At 50.8% G+C, this 16,715-nt stretch carries 12 protein-coding genes; 7 read left to right on the plus strand and 5 right to left on the minus strand.

All coding sequences use genetic code 11. From position 1 onward, the window contains the following. The first annotated feature begins 287 nt into the window (after positions 1-287). A complete protein-coding gene (locus ATL17_RS06235) occupies positions 288-1,517 on the plus strand; it encodes a site-specific integrase (protein ID WP_133571880.1) in 1,230 nt (409 codons plus the stop codon). A gap of 52 nt (positions 1,518-1,569) precedes the next feature. Here ATL17_RS06235 and ATL17_RS06240 read toward each other — a convergent pair whose 3' ends face one another. Next, entirely contained in the window at positions 1,570-1,824 is a 255-nt protein-coding gene (locus ATL17_RS06240) for a hypothetical protein (protein ID WP_133571881.1), read from the minus strand. Between the two features lie 24 nt (positions 1,825-1,848). After that, positions 1,849-2,208, minus strand: coding sequence for an excalibur calcium-binding domain-containing protein (locus ATL17_RS17205; RefSeq protein WP_133571882.1), 360 nt, complete (start codon positions 2,206-2,208; stop codon positions 1,849-1,851). A 180-nt stretch (positions 2,209-2,388) separates the two neighbouring features. Between ATL17_RS17205 and ATL17_RS06250 the strand changes: the two genes are divergently transcribed. After that, positions 2,389-2,745 (plus strand): hypothetical protein, encoded by a 357-nt coding sequence (locus tag ATL17_RS06250; protein ID WP_133571883.1) that lies wholly within the window; start codon positions 2,389-2,391, stop codon positions 2,743-2,745. A gap of 572 nt (positions 2,746-3,317) precedes the next feature. After that, on the plus strand, positions 3,318-5,375 hold the full coding sequence (locus ATL17_RS06255) for a DUF262 domain-containing protein (protein ID WP_133571884.1): 2,058 nt from the start codon (positions 3,318-3,320) through the stop codon (positions 5,373-5,375). Positions 5,376-5,764: 389 nt separating this feature from the next. On the opposite strand, the gene ATL17_RS06260 is transcribed toward ATL17_RS06255, so the two are convergent. The 3 genes from ATL17_RS06260 to ATL17_RS06270 all read right to left on the minus strand — a co-directional run bounded on the left by ATL17_RS06260 (position 5,765) and on the right by ATL17_RS06270 (position 8,488). Beyond that, positions 5,765-6,787, minus strand: coding sequence for a hypothetical protein (locus ATL17_RS06260; protein WP_133571885.1), 1,023 nt, complete (start codon positions 6,785-6,787; stop codon positions 5,765-5,767). 350 nt (positions 6,788-7,137) lie between these two features. Continuing rightward, positions 7,138-7,644: a hypothetical protein gene (locus tag ATL17_RS06265; protein ID WP_133571886.1), complete on the minus strand. Its 507-nt coding sequence runs from the start codon at positions 7,642-7,644 to the stop codon at positions 7,138-7,140. 277 nt (positions 7,645-7,921) lie between these two features. Further along, a complete protein-coding gene (locus tag ATL17_RS06270) occupies positions 7,922-8,488 on the minus strand; it encodes a recombinase family protein (RefSeq protein ID WP_133571887.1) in 567 nt (188 codons plus the stop codon). A gap of 367 nt (positions 8,489-8,855) precedes the next feature. Between ATL17_RS06270 and ATL17_RS06275 the strand changes: the two genes are divergently transcribed. The 4 genes from ATL17_RS06275 to ATL17_RS06290 are packed head-to-tail and all read left to right on the plus strand — an operon-like array spanning position 8,856 to position 16,668. Further along, a complete protein-coding gene (locus ATL17_RS06275; protein WP_133571888.1) occupies positions 8,856-11,321 on the plus strand; it encodes a type I restriction-modification system subunit M in 2,466 nt (821 codons plus the stop codon). Continuing rightward, positions 11,314-12,660: a restriction endonuclease subunit S gene (locus ATL17_RS06280; protein ID WP_133571889.1), complete on the plus strand. Its 1,347-nt coding sequence runs from the start codon at positions 11,314-11,316 to the stop codon at positions 12,658-12,660. The genes ATL17_RS06275 and ATL17_RS06280 overlap by 8 nt, the downstream gene beginning before the upstream one ends. Continuing rightward, positions 12,650-15,916 carry a type I restriction endonuclease subunit R gene (locus tag ATL17_RS06285; protein ID WP_133571890.1) on the plus strand — a complete coding sequence of 1,089 codons (3,267 nt, stop codon included), beginning with the start codon at positions 12,650-12,652 and terminating at the stop codon, positions 15,914-15,916. Before ATL17_RS06280 ends, ATL17_RS06285 begins: the two co-directional genes overlap by 11 nt. Next, entirely contained in the window at positions 15,916-16,668 is a 753-nt protein-coding gene (locus ATL17_RS06290) for a M48 family metallopeptidase (RefSeq protein WP_133571891.1), read from the plus strand. The genes ATL17_RS06285 and ATL17_RS06290 overlap by 1 nt, the downstream gene beginning before the upstream one ends. Positions 16,669-16,715: the final 47 nt, after the last annotated feature.

The following is a 16,715-nucleotide window of genomic DNA, read 5'->3' on the forward strand; positions in this document are numbered from 1 at the left end:
AACCCAAGCCAATCCAAGCGCAAAAGCGCGAAGGCCTTCTCACACCTAACAACCTGCAATATAAGGAAAATTTTGGTAGCGGGAGAGGGACTTGAACCCCCGACACGCGGATTATGATTCCAAAAATGGCACTTCCCCGAAAGACAAGGATATTCCCAATATGAACATCAACACGTTGAATAATATACATAATATAGATTAATGCAAATTAATCTCACCATTTAGGAATTGCATATTTCCTTCTTTCGCGCTACCTGGGTGCTACTTGAAACGCTTTTGGTGGCAATATGGCCGTAAAATTGACGAAAACACTAGTTGAAGGCCTTGAACCATCAACTAAGGACATTGTGAAGTGGGACAGCGAAGTCAAAGGGTTCGGCGTCAAGGTCACAAAAAAAGGCACAAAAAGCTATTTTGTCTATTATCGCACCACAAGCGGCCAACAAAGACGCCCATCGATCGGACGACACGGCACTTTTACAGTTGAGCAAGCGCGCAAAATTGCAAGACAGTGGCTGGCAGAGGTTGCTCTGGGCAAAGACATAAGCGCAATTCGACAGAACGATCGACAGGCGGAAACCGTAAATCAACTCGCGCAACGCTATCTCAAAGACTATGCGGAAATTCACAAAAAGCCGCGAAGCATTCAAACCGACAAAGCCAATATCGAAAACCATGTGATACCTTTGATTGGCAAGATGAAGGTCAAAGATGTTACGCGCGCTGATATTGAAAGATTGAAGCTCGACATCCGTGAGGGAAAGACTGCGCGACGGCTATCTGCCAAACCAAGGGGGCGCAGACAAATCAGAGGTGGCGAAGGCATCGCCAATCGTGTGTTAGCGCTTTTGTCAAAAATGTTTGGGTGCGCGATAGATTGGAACCTGCGGACCGACAATCCAGCAATGGGGATCAAAAAGTTTCGAGAAAACAAAAAGGATCGTTTTCTTAGCGAGGCGGAAATTGGACGTCTGCTTGAAGCACTAGACACGGCTGACAGAGAACCGAAAGAGTTGCCTGCAGCAACTGCCGGTATTCGCCTACTTCTGTTCACTGGTCTACGCGTTGGTGAAATTGTGAATTTAGACTGGCAGCATGTCGACATTGCGCGTGGCACAATATTCCTGCCAGACAGCAAAACCGGCTCACGCTTGGTGCCGTTGAACAGTATGGCACTCGACGTGCTGAAGGGCTTATACCGCGATCAACAGTCGGGTTTGGTCCTCGAAAGCAGCGCGGCAGGCAAACCCATTGCGTTGACCAGGCCGTGGTACCGAATACGTGAAAGCGCCGAGATCGATAAAACGGCCACACTCCACAGCCTGCGCCACACATTCGCATCGCACTCAGTCATGACCGGACAATCGTTGGCGCAAGCAGGTTCATTGCTTGGGCACAAATCTGCACAAACAACAATGCGCTACGCTCATCACTTGTTAGAGGCGCAGCGGCAATACAGCGAGCAAACTGGGGATGTATTTCGGCGAATTGCTGGCAAGTCCGCAGACCAAACTTGAAGCATTTGGCGACTTTGTCTGGCACGGGGCTTTGTGCCCTGCACTGCCAACCTCAATCACACCACGGATTTGAACTGTTGGGCCATGGCTGTGCAAAACCTTGTTGGATCAACAATTGCCCAACATCTTGACCATCTGAATTGTACATTTTGACAAGATCACGCCCATAGCCACCTGTGCGCCCGGTATAGTGGATGCGATAACCGGTCTGCATGACCTCAATCACCATCTGTGCGCCCTTTGCTGCGGCAACACGCTCTGCCGCACAACTTGCCTTACTATCGGTTTCAGCGGCATCAATATCCAAGAAGCGAAGTTTGTTGCCTTTTTCTCAAATGGTATCGCCATCCACAACACAAGTGACGCGGCGCGCTGCTCTGTTGCCACCGCTACATAGACCAACTGTTGGCCGCTTTGTTAATTCACAAGCGACTCCATTGTGGTCGTCATCAAGATGTTGCCAATACCCTGGCGATCCCCTTTCGGTTTCATAAACACCCGCACTCGCCGCAGCATCACATCCGGCGGCTGCCACAAAGTGCCTAACGGTTTGTGGCGGTGTCCACCCCCGAGCGAGCCAAACCACAGCAAAGAATGACACAGTCGCAATCATTAAAAGCACCAAGATCATTCGAAAATCAATAAGTGGTTTTTCTGGTGCACGGCTCGTGCGGCTTTGGCGCTGTGACATATTTGATCGCAACCTGTTTTGTCTACAAATGAGCTAAATATGAGCAAACACTAATAGATCATTATCAACAAACCCTTAGTGCACGCCGTCCGTTCAACAGACAAACACAGACCTTCACACTTGGCCAATTTGCTGGCACAATGGCTGCACATTTAGATTCATATTTTGGGAAATATTGGCATGACAGATGCCCTACCACCTCGCATGTCCAAGGGCCAATTGGAGCTGATTTATCTCATTGGCAATGATGAAGCGCCATACGACATCTATATTCGATCAGCGATGAAAATTGAACGACAACGCCTAGTGCTTGCGCGGCTGCAAAAGCGGTTTGGCTTCAGGTCAGCCAACGACGTCAAATCATTTTACGAAACCCATGCAGATGAAATCTATTTGCGCCTTGAGCAGTTAGGTAGCTTTGCTATCGATCCTTGCGGTGGACCAAAAAGGCGCAATGACCACCCTGAACTCACAGAACAAGACCTTTGGGATGCAGCGACTATATTGCGGGAACTTTCGCAAGCTGGCGCCGATTGACTTAAAGGCATCTGCGTGAGTTCAGGGTGGCACCTTTCAAAGCAAATTGCGCCTCAAGACGCCAACAAGGCGGCCATGTTTCGTTTACTCTCGTGTTTTGACAATCGAGTATAGAATTGTTATCTTCAATTGGTCCAACCACCCTGCAATCACTCCCCCCGATTAATGTGTGTGGACAAGCGTAAAACCCGCATGGATCTTCCTCTCCTGCGGGTTTTCTTATTTAACTGTCAAGCGAAGTGTTGAGTGAAGGATATCGCTGATTGGTGTCCAGGGTCACTTTACTAAGTTCAAGAAGCAATAATTGTTGCCGTACACTGCAAGTCGATGGCCCATGACAGCCTTGCGGGGCGGATTGCGAAACTTCGCAGCGCCCGCAATCTAAATTGTGCAACTCGACTCGAAGAAAGCGGAAACTCGGGGCCGCGACAAAGTATTTCGATATGCGGACGCCACTAACGCTAGCCCGGTGCGGCGCTAGCGGTTGTCTGCAGTTAGTTGTCTCTGTAAAGTCTGGCGCGTATGTTGGAGAAATTCAATCATCGCAAGCGAAGCAACAAAGGTGAAGACCAGTGAAAGCAAATGAGACTCGTATCGATAAATTCATGGCTTCCAACGAAACAACCTTTGCCATACCAGTCTATCAGAGGAATTATGATTGGACAAAAGTACAATGCCAGCAGCTATTCAGGGACCTCTTGGAAATTGGACGAAACGACGCCCAAGGTGCTCACTTTATCGGAAGTATCGTTTATGTGCACGACGATGTTTATGCTGCTTCTGGCTTAACAGAACTGACTGTTATTGACGGACAACAGCGCCTTACAACATTAACACTTCTCTATGTTGCAATCTATCGTTTTGCCTTGGCGGAAGGCAATGACGCACTAGCTCAAAGAATATTCAAGACTTACTTGATCAATGAATTTTCTAGCGAGACTGAGAAGTTAAAACTAAAGCCAACCGACAATAACAGGCTTGCTCTTGCGCAAATTCTAGATCCCAATGAATCGACAAAAGTTTCGGGTTTCTCAAGGCTGGTAGAGAATTTCCGACTTTTTCAAGGACTTGTTACCTCAGAAAATCTCGATGTAGTACAGCGCGGATTGACAAAACTAATATTCGTAGACATTGCCCTAGACCGACAAAAGGATAACCCGCAACGAATTTTTGAAAGCTTAAACTCTACGGGGTTGGAGCTTTCCCAGGCCGATTTGATCCGGAATTATATTCTAATGGGCTTGCCACGTGCCGCTCAAGAAAAGCTCTTTAGGTCACACTGGGAGCCGATCGAGGCCAATGCGAAAAACCAGACAACAAATGAAAGCAAGGTGTCGGAATTCATCCGCGACTATTTGACGATGAAGACCAAGGTCATTCCCAACAAGTCGGCAGTTTATGATAAATTTAAGGACCGTTTTCCAGAACCTAACTCAGAGGGCCTCAAATCAGCCCTCGATGAGTTACGGACGCTATCTGAAGTCTACAATAAGCTACTTAATCCTTCGCAAGAGTTGGATGAAGACATAAAGAGCGCGTTGATGCACATTAATGCGTTAGAAATTAATGTTGCGTACCCATTCCTAATGAAAGTGTATCAAGATTTTGTCGAAGGGGTAATTGAGAAAACTACTTTCATTGCTGTTTTGGAGCTAACACAAGCCTTTGTCTGGCGTCGTTTTGTGATGGGCCTACCAACAAATGCTCTAAATAAGATTTTCATGACGCTTTATGATCGAGTTAATTCAGAAGAATACTTGAGTTCGATAGAACGGGCGATAATGCAGAAAACTGGAAGCCAACGCTTTCCTCGAGATGCTGAGGTAGTATCATCCCTCAAAGACAAAGATATGTACAATACAAAGGCAAAAACCAGAGCTTACTTTTTTGATAGAATTGAAAACCACAAGAACAAAGAACACGTGGACGTAAGTTCATCAGACATCACAATTGAGCATATTTTCCCTCAAAATCCTGATGCTATTTGGAGACGTTCATTAGACTCAGAAGAATATTCAGCCCTCGCGGAAAAGTACCTCAACACTGTAGGGAATCTTACCCTGTCCGGTAACAATGGTAAGCTTGGAAACAAAAGCTTTGAGGCAAAAAGGGATATGAATATTGATGGGGGTGAAGAAGGGTATAGGTTTAGTCGCTTATGGCTCAACCGTGACCTAAAGAACTGTACTAGCTGGGACGTTTCGAAAGTTGAGGAACGCGCAGAGGCTATTTCATCCAGATTTTTAGAGATTTGGCCTGAACCAATCGTGGATCTGAATGCTGACGATGTTTTGGAAGAGGTCAACATATTTGACGCGGAAGAACCTAAATTCAAGAAACTTGAATACGCAGTCTTCTTTGGAAGTAAACTTATCTTGTCCCAGGTAGCCAAATTGTACGTCGAAGTGTTTAGGCAGCTTATTGATCTGCAGCCAGATGCGTTTTACGGTACAAATCTTGGCGAGCGAATCCAGTTGACTGATGACAACACAGTTCTTCGGCAAGCGCTGCAGATCAGCGATCGCTATTTTGTTGAAGGCAATATTGATAATACCATTAAGTTTGATCGCATTAAGTTGGCCCTTTCAGAGTTGGGCATAGAGGATGAGCTATCAATCAAATATTTGTAAACGTACGCAACTAATCATTACGACCCAAGCATTATCCCGTAAATCACGATCAAACTGTATTAATGGCGACATCCGTTCCGCATAGGGTTAATCGATGGTGCAAGGAGCGCGCAGTTTCCATGGTCGTGATCAAACGGTAAGACGTCCGAATGGTGCAGTTTGATTCAAGACCAAATCAGCGTAAACCACATGCAACAAACACCATTACTGCAGCAGGCGCTTCATCCTATTCTCGCAGTTTGCGAATTCGGCCATCTCTCGATTTTGCGGTCGCAGCGAATGACCGGAATGAGGGGCCGCACCATCGCATTGGGAAGGCATGGTCAAGGTCCACAATGGGCCAGTTGAAAACGGATTTAGCAGTTCCGGTGAAGTTTTATTGTCATTGTTTAGCCCTTTATTAGTGGCCCCATGACGCGCGCAGGCAGAGTTCCATCTGCCGATCGTCCGCGCTTATGCGCCCGAACCCGTACTACTTTTCCGTTCGAATACTGTCTTTCGTGTTCGGCTACCCAATGCTCTATAGGCGCGGCTCGATTCGTAATCAATGCCTTTTCAAAACTAAGTCTTGCCAGTTGCTCGGTCATGTGACGCTCAGCCGCGGGTCCAATTCTAATGGTGATGTGAGATTTTGGAGCATCGGTCATCCAAGTTTTGCCAAACTTCCGTGCGGTTTTGGCTTGAGACTTCGTTAGGCTCTGGAATTCTTGCGATGCAAGATCGTCCTCGCGCGCTGCAAGGGCAGCGAAAAGCATAAACCCAATCACCATCTCGTAGGTTAGGTGATTATTGTATTCTTCGAAATGTACCCTTAACGCAGCTTCGTCGGGCAATAGTCCCGCGCGCATTAATCCAGCAATTACTGGCCTCTGCGGTTGCCAACTGGCATCGTTAAAGTTTGGCCTTCCGTCGTGTGATTTCGCAATCTCCAGAACAAGGGGCGCATCAAAAACAAGGGTGTTCGTTTTTGCCGAAAAGAGGCGCACTGTCAGCTTGTCTGAAGGCCTATTGTCAAAAAGGAACCCCCGCTGATGTCGTTTGCTCAGTTCGTCTTTGCTTAGTGTAGCAACTCCTCGCGCAATACGACCTTCCCAAAGTTTGCGGTCGTCATATTCGATCCAAATGAGCTCACGCGGCAAATCGACGTCGCGCACATAATCTTGAATGCGGGACTCTGATCTTTTCTCCGAAGGTAAGCCTTGGACATCCATTCTTAGGGAATCCAGATAATTAGCTGCATTGTGGTCCAGCAAGTAAATTTTTGCCGAGGAAAGGTCGTTTAGAACCGCTTGCCATTGCTGACGGGTTTCTTCAGACGAAACTTTTTCCCCGTCTGGTCCTATCATTTCTACGGGGTCCGCGTTTTCGAGGTGGTGACCGAACTTTAAGGCTATTGTTTTGTAAAGGATCACTGAATGTCTTCCAAAGATACGTGGTCGTTACAAGTTGGATCAAATTGCTGCTGCCCGAATGCAAAATGCATTGAAAGCCAACAAGTGTACGAGCATTTTTCCACCCAATTGCACCTTCAGTGCAACTAAAAAAAGCGAGATCGGGAAATCCAGCAATACACCGGTAAAGCAAATCGAAATCTAGGAACTATTGGATGATTGGATGATTGGATGATTGGATGATTGGATGATTGGATGATTGGATGATTGCATAGGAATAGAAACGTCGCAAATCATCTAACACAATGAACGGCAGTTTTGGGCCGGAAGTGTCGATAGTATTCCAAATTCGAATGTCGTAGTAGGGCCGATCAAGGCACATCCCAAAGTGGAATTGCAGACATCAATACAGCATTGGCATGCCTGAAGTTGTCGAGCTGATCGGCAAAGGCATACGCAGCTTTTTCGCCATGCAGAAAGTTGTTCCTCAAACGATTTACGATTAGCAATAATCCAATCAAAACGTCTGTAGTATTCGCATCTTCATCCAAAAGCGCAGCGTGAACCCTCCTTAGAAAACACTGCTGAACTCGCAACTGGTCGAAAGCATATGTCGGATTGCCAGCGTGGAAATAGCGGTTCGAGAAGTATTTCTTAGCCTGCTGGAACACTACTGAGTTCAAATCAGTTTCTAAACCTTCAACAGCATGGCAAATCCGTGGTGGAGATGCATTGGGTCGCTGACCATTCCGACCAGTTGCTCGAAGTTCAAAAATCGACCACAGGACTGGAAAGTCTCTTATGGCTCTCTTTTCTTGGGCTGTGAGGTTTTTCCAGCCTGCAAAGTTCTGGTTCAACCAACGCGCGGTGTCTACCATTTGTAATCTCAACCGGTTCAACAACTAGTAGGTTAACGATAAGGCATGCCGTCAATACTGCAAACATAAAAGTTGACCACGAGGTTGATCAGAAAATGCGGAAAACTAAGTATGTCCACTTTCGAGAAGCTGCTTCGCAGCATGGCCTACTTCTGTGGATTACCGCTTTGGCCGAAACTCCGATTGCCTCCATAAGACCGGATGTCCAATGTGGGCTGAAAGCGGTCATTTGTGTGTATGTAAATCTGATAAGACGATTGGCGTGAGCGTGGAACTTTCACGGCGCGTTTCCCGAGTTCGTATCTTCACCCAGCACCCGATAGACCTGCATTCTTGAACAACCAAGTTCACGCGCAATGGCACTAGGACCATATCCGCCGTTCTTCATTCGCCAAACCGCTTCACGATCAATACGCCGTTTTCCACCTTTATATTTGCCTTGCTGCTTGGCACGTTCAATGCCTTCACGTTGTCGCTCTTTGATAAAACGACGCTCCATCTGAGCAACCATGCCAAGCACCGTCATAACGATTTGACCCATTTCACCTTTAGTTGACACATATGGATCAAGCACTGTTACAAACGCCGTTTTTTGCTCACATTCATGAATGATGTTTAAAACGTCTCGGGTGTCGCGACCTAATCGATCAAGGCGGGTTACGACCAACTCATCCCCAGGACGCAAAAAATCTAGAATGGTTGCTAGCTCGGTGCGGTGGTCTCGACTGCCACCAGATACCTTTTCTGAACGGATTAGGGTACAGCCTTCTTTCTTTAACCGTTCATGTTGAATTTCCAGATCTTGCTCAAGCGTGCTCACTCGGGCATAGCCAAACTTCGCCATGTGTCACCTCAGGGTTTTAGGCTTGAGGCTAGCAAGTCACAAATAGTCGATGTCAACCCAGATGTTACAACTTTGACTGCAACATTGCTGTGTCACGCTAAGGTGTACTTTGAGGTGACGTGTTTCAGGTGGGTGGGGTGCTTCTTAAAGCGATTGATGGGTTAGTGACTAAAATGGCTGCCTGAGGTCATTAATGTCAGTGCAACGTTAGTAAGGAGCGACTGCGGAAGAAGACATTCAAAAGACTGCTGATGGTAGAACTCAACCGATGTAAAGTGTAATACTGACGCGATACAATATCCGAATCGGCTTGTCTCTTTCGAAGGTTTGCTGCACAACTGTGCTAAAACCAACAGCAAACGGTCATATGCCACTTACACTTAACCAATTGGAACGCCACCTTTTTAGCGCTGCAGACATCCTTCGCGGCAAGATGGATGCCTCGGAATTCAAAGAATACATTTTTGGAATGCTATTCCTGAAGCGCTGTTCAGACGTGTTCGAACAGGCCCGCTTGGAGGTGGTGCAAAAACGTATCGCGGGCGGCGTGGCTCCCGAGCGTGCCGCCGAAGAGGCGGAAAGTAAGGTTTGGTACGGGCGTAGCGGCACGTTCTGGGTTCCGCCGCAGTCGCGCTTTGGTCACCTGGTTGACGAAGCACACGAGAATATCGGCGACAAGCTTAACAAAGCCCTGGGCGGCATTGAGGCCGAAAACATCGCGCTCGAAGGCGTGCTTGACCACATTGATTTCACCAAAAAGGTAGGACAGAGCAAGATCAGCGACCAGAAGCTGCGCCAGCTCATCAATCACTTCGGTGAAATTCGTCTACGCAACGAGGATTTTGAGTTTCCTGATCTTCTCGGCGCGGCCTATGAATATTTGATTGGCGAGTTCGCGGACTCGGCAGGTAAGAAGGGTGGCGAATTTTACACGCCGCGTTCGGTCGTCAGGATGATGGTGCGGTTGCTAAAGCCGACGCTCGAACACGACATCTACGATCCCTGCTGCGGGTCCGGCGGCATGCTTATCGCCGCCAAAGATTACATCGACGAACATGGTCAGGACGGGCGTAAGGCTAATCTCTTTGGTCAAGAAGCTGCTGGCACCGTCTGGTCGATCGCTAAGATGAACATGCTGCTTCATGGCATCGACAGCGCCGACCTAAGGAACGAGGACACTTTGGGTGAACCTCAGCATGTCGAGGATGGCGAACTGCGTCGCTTCGATCGGATCCTCACCAACCCACCGTTCTCGATCAACTGGGGCTCCAAAGATAAAGACCGCTCAGGCGAATACACATGGCAGCCCAAGTTTCGAGAACGCTTTTTCCATGAGGTGCCGCTTGGCTCCAAAAAAGCCGACCTGATGTTCCTCCAGCACATGCTGGCCGTCACCCGCGATGGCGGCATGATCGCCACTGTAATGCCGCATGGCGTTCTTTTCCGTGGTGGGGACGAGGGTAAAATCCGACAGAAGATCATCGAAAACGACCAGATCGAGGCGGTCATTGGTCTAGGCCCGCAACTCTTCTATGGCACCGGCATTCCGGCCTGCGTGATCGTCCTGCGCCAGCGGATGCACCATGGCGCGATCCTTGTCTCGGGCAAGCCAGCCGAACGGCAGGGCAAGGTGCTCTTCATCAACGCCGACAGAGAATATTTCGAAGGTCGTGCGCAGAACCATTTGTTGCCGGAACATGTCGAAAAGATTGTCACCACGTTCGAAGAATACCGCGAAATCCCCGGTTTCTCGACCATCGTCGATTTGAAGACTCTGCGTAAAAACGACTTCAATCTCAATATTCGCCGCTATGCCGACAACGCACCGCCACCAGAACCTCATGACGTGCGTGCGCACCTCGTTGGCGGCATCCCGAAGGCCGAGGTTGAGACCAAGGCGAACCTGTTCCAATCCCACGGGCTTGACCCGATGGACATGCTGACGCCGCGCGATGACAAATACCTCGACTTTGCCGCCAACCTTACCGCCAAGGCAGACCTCAAGGCCGCCATTGAAACCAATGCGGGCCTTATCGCACGTGAAGCGCAGATTAAAGACTGCTTCGACACCTGGTGGGCTGAGTACCGCGACAGAATTATAAACCTCGCCGGGGCCGAGGATCCCGCCGCGTTGGTCACCTTGCGCGATGATCTGCTCTCCAGCTTTTCCGACACGCTAGAAAGCCTCGCCATGCTCGACCCGTTCACCGTGCGCGGCATCATCGCGCAGTTTTGGACCCAATCTCGGTTTGACTTTCTGACCCTCATCGCGCGCGACACCAAGGGCGTGATCGATGCGTGGCGCACCTCCATCGTCACGGCACTGGAGGATAAGGGCAATAAAGAGAACCCGCTGGACCACAAGCTGGTCGCCTTTCTGATGGGCGATTTCGTGCGCGAGATTGCAGAGCTTGAGGCGCGGAAGGCGGAACTGGATGCAGAGGTAAAGGCGGCGACGGCCAAGCCAGAAGAGGGCGAGGAAGAAAAGGACGATGCCGAGCCAGTAGATGAGGCGCAGATCAAGCGGCGGAAGAAGAAGCTGAGCGAGGTCAAGAAAACGCTGAAGGCCAAGCAGGCGCAGTTCACTGATGAGATCAACGCAGGCGTTGACGGGCTGTCATCCGAGGAGGCGGCGGAACTGCTGCTGAAAATTCTGCACGATGACATGCAGAAAATCCTGACCCGCTACATCGCCGCGCAGCGCGGCCAGATCGTGGTGGCATTTGAGAATTGGTGGGACAAGTATCGTGTGACCCTGACCGAGATCGAGGGCGAACGGTCAGTGGCGACGGAGAAACTGGCCGGGTTCTTGAAGGGGCTGGGTTATGTCTGAGCCACTTACAGAATACGCGGATTTCCTAAGCAAAACACCGGCGCATTGGCCGAAGAAAAAGATGCGTGATGTTGGCACGGTTGTAGGTGGCGGAACGCCTTCGCGAGATGCGCCATCACTTTGGGATGGAAGCATACCATGGGTCACGCCGGGAGAACTGACCTCGCTGACTACGAAAGAAATTAGCGAAACGAGTGAGATGATTTCACAAGCTGGATTGGCAGGTAGTGGGGCCAACCTACTCCCACCGAATTCTCTCTTGATTACATCCCGCGCTACCTTAGGAGCGCGCGCAGTGAACACTGTGCCAATGGCGACAAATCAGGGCTTCAAGTCCATTGTGCCGTTCAATCCGCGCAATATTGATTTTCTCTACCACCTAGTCGAGAAACTTAAACCCGAGCTTATCCGCCGCGCTTCTGGAACCACATTTCTCGAAATCTCTGGTTCTGAGTTCGGTGACATTGACCTTCCGCTTCCCGATGTAGATGAGGCCACCAAAATCGCCGAGGTACTGGACACGTTGGATGCGGCGATCCGGGGGACGGAGGCGGTGGTGGCGAAGTTGAAGGCGATGAAGCAGGGGCTGCTGCATGACCTTCTGACCCGCGGCATCGACGCAAACGGAGACCTCCGCCCCCCACACACCGAGGCCCCCCACCTCTACAAAGAAACCCCACTCGGCTGGCTCCCGAAGGAGTGGGACTATTCAAATCTGGGGAGTGCGATAGCGAGCATTGATTCAGGATGGAGCCCTGCATGTATCGAGACACCGCCACCTGCGGGTGAATGGGGCGTCTTGAAAGTCAGCGCGGTGACGCGAGGGGTCTTTGATGATCAACAATCAAAGACGCTTCCTTTAGGTCTTAAGCCGCGACCCGCGCTTGAGGTTCTAAAAGGCGATGTGATCCTGACGCGTGCCAATGGCGTTGCTGAACTTGTCGGAAAGACGGTTCAAGTAAAGCAAACACAAGAAAAGCTGATGCTGTCGGACAAGCTTTTGCGCTTGGTTCCTAACAAGAAGATGACAAAAGACTTCTTGGCGTTGCTAATGACCTTCGACAGTACGATCCGGCAGATTGAAAAGTCTATGTCCGGCAGCAGTGGCCAGAAGAATATCTCTCAGTCTCAGATCAGGTCTTTTGACAGCTTTCAACCACCGGTCGATGAACAGAAGGAGATAGCTCTGCGCGTTTCAGCGTTTGAAAAGCGTGTTGTGAATGAGGAAAGAGAACTTGCGAAGCTCCTCCTCCAAAAATCCGGCCTTATGGACGACTTGCTAACTGGGCGGGTACCCGTCACGACTCTGCTCGACGGGGAGGCCGCACATGGGGCATGAATTCGATGATGTCGAACAACCCTTTATCGACCAATGTGTCGCCATGGGCTGGCAGGCGCAAACCGGCAATATGGACGACCCCGCCCTGACCGGACGAAGCAACTTCAAAGATGTCATCGCCGAGGCTACACTGCGCGAGCGCCTGCGTGCCATCAACCCCGGCCCTGATGGCAAACCCTGGCTCGACGATGCGCGCCTGTCCGAGGCAGTCAGCGCGCTCACTCGCCACGGCCAGCGCGGGCTGATGGAGGCCAATCAGGCGGTCACCAAATTGCTGCTCAAAGGCCTCACGGTCGAGGGCCTACCTGGTTGGGACGGCGGGCGCGGCCAGACCATCCGCTACATCGCCTGGGACGATGTGGCGGCGAATAGCTTCACCGTGTCCAATCAGTTCCGCGTCGATTGCCCGCCCGGCCATGACGTGGGCAAGGGCTTTATCATCCCCGATCTGGTTATGCTGGTGAACGGGATCCCTGTGGTGGTGGTCGAAGCCAAAAGCCCCGGCATCCCAGAACCGCTGGCCGAAGCGGTCAAGCAACTGCGCCGCTATCACAACGCCCGCAAGGCCGCGCTTGAGGTGGACGAGAATGAAGGCGCGCCTGCGCTCTTTGCCTCCGTCCAGTTGCTGATCGCCACCAGTTTTGACGAGGCTCGAGTGGGCTGTATCGGCGCGGGGTTGGAATATTACGGGCGGTGGAAAACGGTCGCGGGGCCGGATGGCAAAGGATACGAAGATGAAGTGGCGGCGGCGCTTGGCAAAACCCGCCTGTCCGAGCAAGAGCGCATGATCGCAGGCATGCTGCGCCCGGCGCATCTGCTGGATATCCTGCGCCACTATTTGCTGTTCATGAATGTGGGCGGCCAGACCATCAAAACGGTTTGCCGGTATCAGCAATACCGCGCCGTCAACCGTGCCTTGGAGCGTCTGCGGACCGGGAAGACACGGTTGCAAGATGGCGAATATGACCGACGCGGCGGCATTGTCTGGCACACGCAAGGATCGGGCAAAAGCCTGACCATGGTGTTCATGATCCGCAAGATGCGGACGGATTTGGACCTGCGGAAATTCAAGGTGATCATGGTCACCGACCGCAAGGACCTGCAGCGACAACTGTCTGAAACAGCAACGATGTCCGGTGATGTGGTGGAGCTGGCGACCAGCAACAGTTCCTTGAAGCGGCTCGCCAGTCGCAAGGGGCCGGGGTTAGTCTTTGCCACGATCCAGAAGTACCGCACAGATGAGGACGTTGCCGAAGTCGCTAAGGGCCCCGCCTTTGATGTGCTGAACGAGGATGACACGATCCTGGTCGTTGTGGATGAGGCGCACCGCACGCAGGCGGGTGATCTCCATGCCAATTTGCTGGCATCGTTGCCGAACTGTGCGCGGATTGGTTTCACCGGCACGCCAATCATCATGGGTGAGAAGAAGCGCTCCACCGAGATTTTTGGCGATTTCATCGATCAGTACACAATCAAGGAAGCTGAGGCGGATGGGGCGACGGTTCCGGTGCTCTATGAGGGTCGCACCGCAGAGGGGGCCGTGAAGGACGGGGCCACCTTGGACGGCCTGTTCGAGGATATGTTTCTCGGCAGGTCTGACGAGGAACTGGAAGCGATCCGCAAGAAGTACGCAACTAAGGGCAACATCTTAGAGGCTAAAGAGCTGATCGGGGAAAAGGCCCGTGACATGCTGCGGCACTACGTGACCAACATCTTGCCAAACGGCTACAAAGCGCAGGTCGTCGCCTACAGCCGCACAGCGGTAGTTCGGTATCATGCGGCTTTTCTTGAGGCGCGAGACGAGCTCTTGGCAGAGGCCGCGGCTCTGTCCGACCAAGACAAGTCTTTGGACGATGAGGAGCTTTGCATCAGACCGACAAAGCTACAGGCTTTGGTACAGGCATGGCGATATCGCGAAATGCTAGAGAAGATCGAGTTCGCGGCCATTATATCCGGTGGCAACAATGACGATGCGAGTTGGCAGCAGTGGACCGAGGGCTCAGCTCAGGAAACCCGTATCAAACGGTTTAAGAAACCTTTGTTTCATAAAGACCCTACTAAGGAGGACCCTCTCGCGTTTCTGATCGTGAAATCAATGCTTTTGACGGGCTTCGATGCGCCCATCGAGGGCGTGATGTACCTTGACCGATCGATCCGTGAAGCCGAGCTGCTGCAGGCCATTGCGCGTGTAAATCGAACGGGCTTTGGTAAGACCTGCGGTATCGTTGTGGACTATTTCGGCGTCGCTCATCACTTGAAGTCGGCCCTTTCCGTTTATTCGGATGAAGACATTGACGGGGCGCTAGTCAGCCTTACGGACCAAATTCCTATTCTGCGAGATCGGCACATTCGGGTCGTCGACATTTTTCGGCGGGAGGGCTTGGACGATCTGTCGGACGACGAAAGCTGCCTACAAGTGCTAGCAACTGAAAAGATCAGGGCCGAGTTCACAGTGAAGCTGAAGGACTTCCTCAAATCCTTGGAAATCGTGCTTCCAAGGCCGGAAGGTCTGCCCTTTGTAAAGGATGCAAAGCGCCTTGCCTATATCCAGGCGCGCGCGCGGAACAGGTTCCGCGATGTCGCCGTCATCGGTTCTGATGTGGGTGCTAAAGTCCGAAAGCTGATTGATGACCATGTGATCTCGTTGGGTATCGATCCCAAGATTCCTCCTGTTCAACTCACGGATGCCGAGTTTGAAGAGCAAGTGGGACAGGCCAGCGGTGCGCGTGCAAAAGCTTCGGAGATGGAACACGCGATCCGCTCACACATCCGCAAGAAGCTTGAGACCGACCCCGTTCGGTTCAAGAAAATGTCTGCGCGCCTTAATCAGATCTTGGATGGATTTGGCCATCAATGGGATGAAATCATAGAGCAACTACAGGCGATTATTGATGAACTCAGGTCTGATTCCCAATCAACTGGCGAAACTGAATTCGATTTACCGGAGATTTATGTCCCGTTCCTTCGCACCGTTCTCGAAGAAGTAGGTGCGAGCGAAAACACTACGGTGGAACATCTTCAGGCTATGCAACGTGTGACCCAAGAGATCGTGGATCGTATTGTCGAAGAAGTTGTTGCTAATCGCTCAATCTGGAGCACCTTCAAAATGGCTGATCAAGAAAATCTGCGATCTGAAATTTTTGAAAAACTGGTTGATGCAAAGATCGAGGGACTCGGTGTTTTGAACGCAGAGCGGTTGTCGGAACAGTTGATGCAACAAGCCAAGGCCAATGACGAAGCCTTGAGGCAATTCTGATGCCAAACCTACCGCTTTCACCAATACGAACCGGGGGACGCTCAGTCCGCTTCTTCGACCAAAATCTGAACGTAGATGGCCTATCGTTCAACATAAGACGAAGCGATAGAAGAAAGACCCTCCAGATAACCGTGGAAAGATCGGGCGAACTAGTGATTCTCGCGCCGCCTCAAGCAACAGACAGTGACTTGGCCGATTTCGTTCAAGAGAAGCTGGTTTGGGTTCACACTAAGATAGAAGAAAAGGCGCGGCTTCAGCAGCGAGCTCCTGTCAAAGAATTCGTTGATGGCGAAGGGTTCCTGTACCTTGGCAAAAGTTATCGCCTTCGCTTGGTCGACAGTCAGCTTATCGATCTGGCATTGAAGAATGGACGCTTTTGCCTTAGATCGGCGTCAAAACATAGAGCGCGAGAAGTTTTCGTTTCTTGGTATATTCGCAAGGCGCAAGCGTGGTTCGAGAAGCAAACACTTCAGTGCTCTAATCGCATGGATGTTAACATCGAAGAAGTCAAAGTTCAGGACCTAGGCTATCGGTGGGGCTCACTCGGATCAGGTGGCAGAGTATCCTTTCACTGGAAAGCAATTCTGCTGCCGCCGAGGATTGCGCAGTACATCGTCATCCACGAATTGGCGCATGCACATCATCCCAACCACTCAACCAAGTTCTGGACAAAGGTTGAGCAACACCTCCCCGATTGGAGGGCTCGAAAAGAGTGGTTGGCCGAAAATGGAATGCAGGTCGAGGGCTTATGATCTCAATACCTAGTCCGCTGGGCTCTTAGTGTGGCATTAAATCAGCT

It is taken from the genome of Maritalea mobilis (genome assembly GCF_004363175.1).
Classification (GTDB): domain Bacteria; phylum Pseudomonadota; class Alphaproteobacteria; order Rhizobiales; family Devosiaceae; genus Maritalea; species Maritalea mobilis.

Excerpts from the sequence above, each read along its gene's own strand:
- ATL17_RS06265 (WP_133571886.1), bottom strand. The coding sequence starts at position 7,644 with ATGGTAGACACCGCGCGTTGGTTGAACCAGAACTTTGCAGGCTGGAAA.
- ATL17_RS06280 (WP_133571889.1), top strand. The coding sequence starts at position 11,314 with ATGTCTGAGCCACTTACAGAATACGCGGATTTCCTAAGCAAAACACCG.
- ATL17_RS06290 (WP_133571891.1), top strand. The coding sequence starts at position 15,916 with ATGCCAAACCTACCGCTTTCACCAATACGAACCGGGGGACGCTCAGTC.
- ATL17_RS06235 (WP_133571880.1), top strand. The coding sequence starts at position 288 with ATGGCCGTAAAATTGACGAAAACACTAGTTGAAGGCCTTGAACCATCA.
- ATL17_RS06285 (WP_133571890.1), top strand. The coding sequence starts at position 12,650 with ATGGGGCATGAATTCGATGATGTCGAACAACCCTTTATCGACCAATGT.
- ATL17_RS17205 (WP_133571882.1), bottom strand. The coding sequence starts at position 2,208 with ATGTCACAGCGCCAAAGCCGCACGAGCCGTGCACCAGAAAAACCACTT.
- ATL17_RS06270 (WP_133571887.1), bottom strand. The coding sequence starts at position 8,488 with ATGGCGAAGTTTGGCTATGCCCGAGTGAGCACGCTTGAGCAAGATCTG.
- ATL17_RS06275 (WP_133571888.1), top strand. The coding sequence starts at position 8,856 with ATGCCACTTACACTTAACCAATTGGAACGCCACCTTTTTAGCGCTGCA.
- ATL17_RS06250 (WP_133571883.1), top strand. The coding sequence starts at position 2,389 with ATGACAGATGCCCTACCACCTCGCATGTCCAAGGGCCAATTGGAGCTG.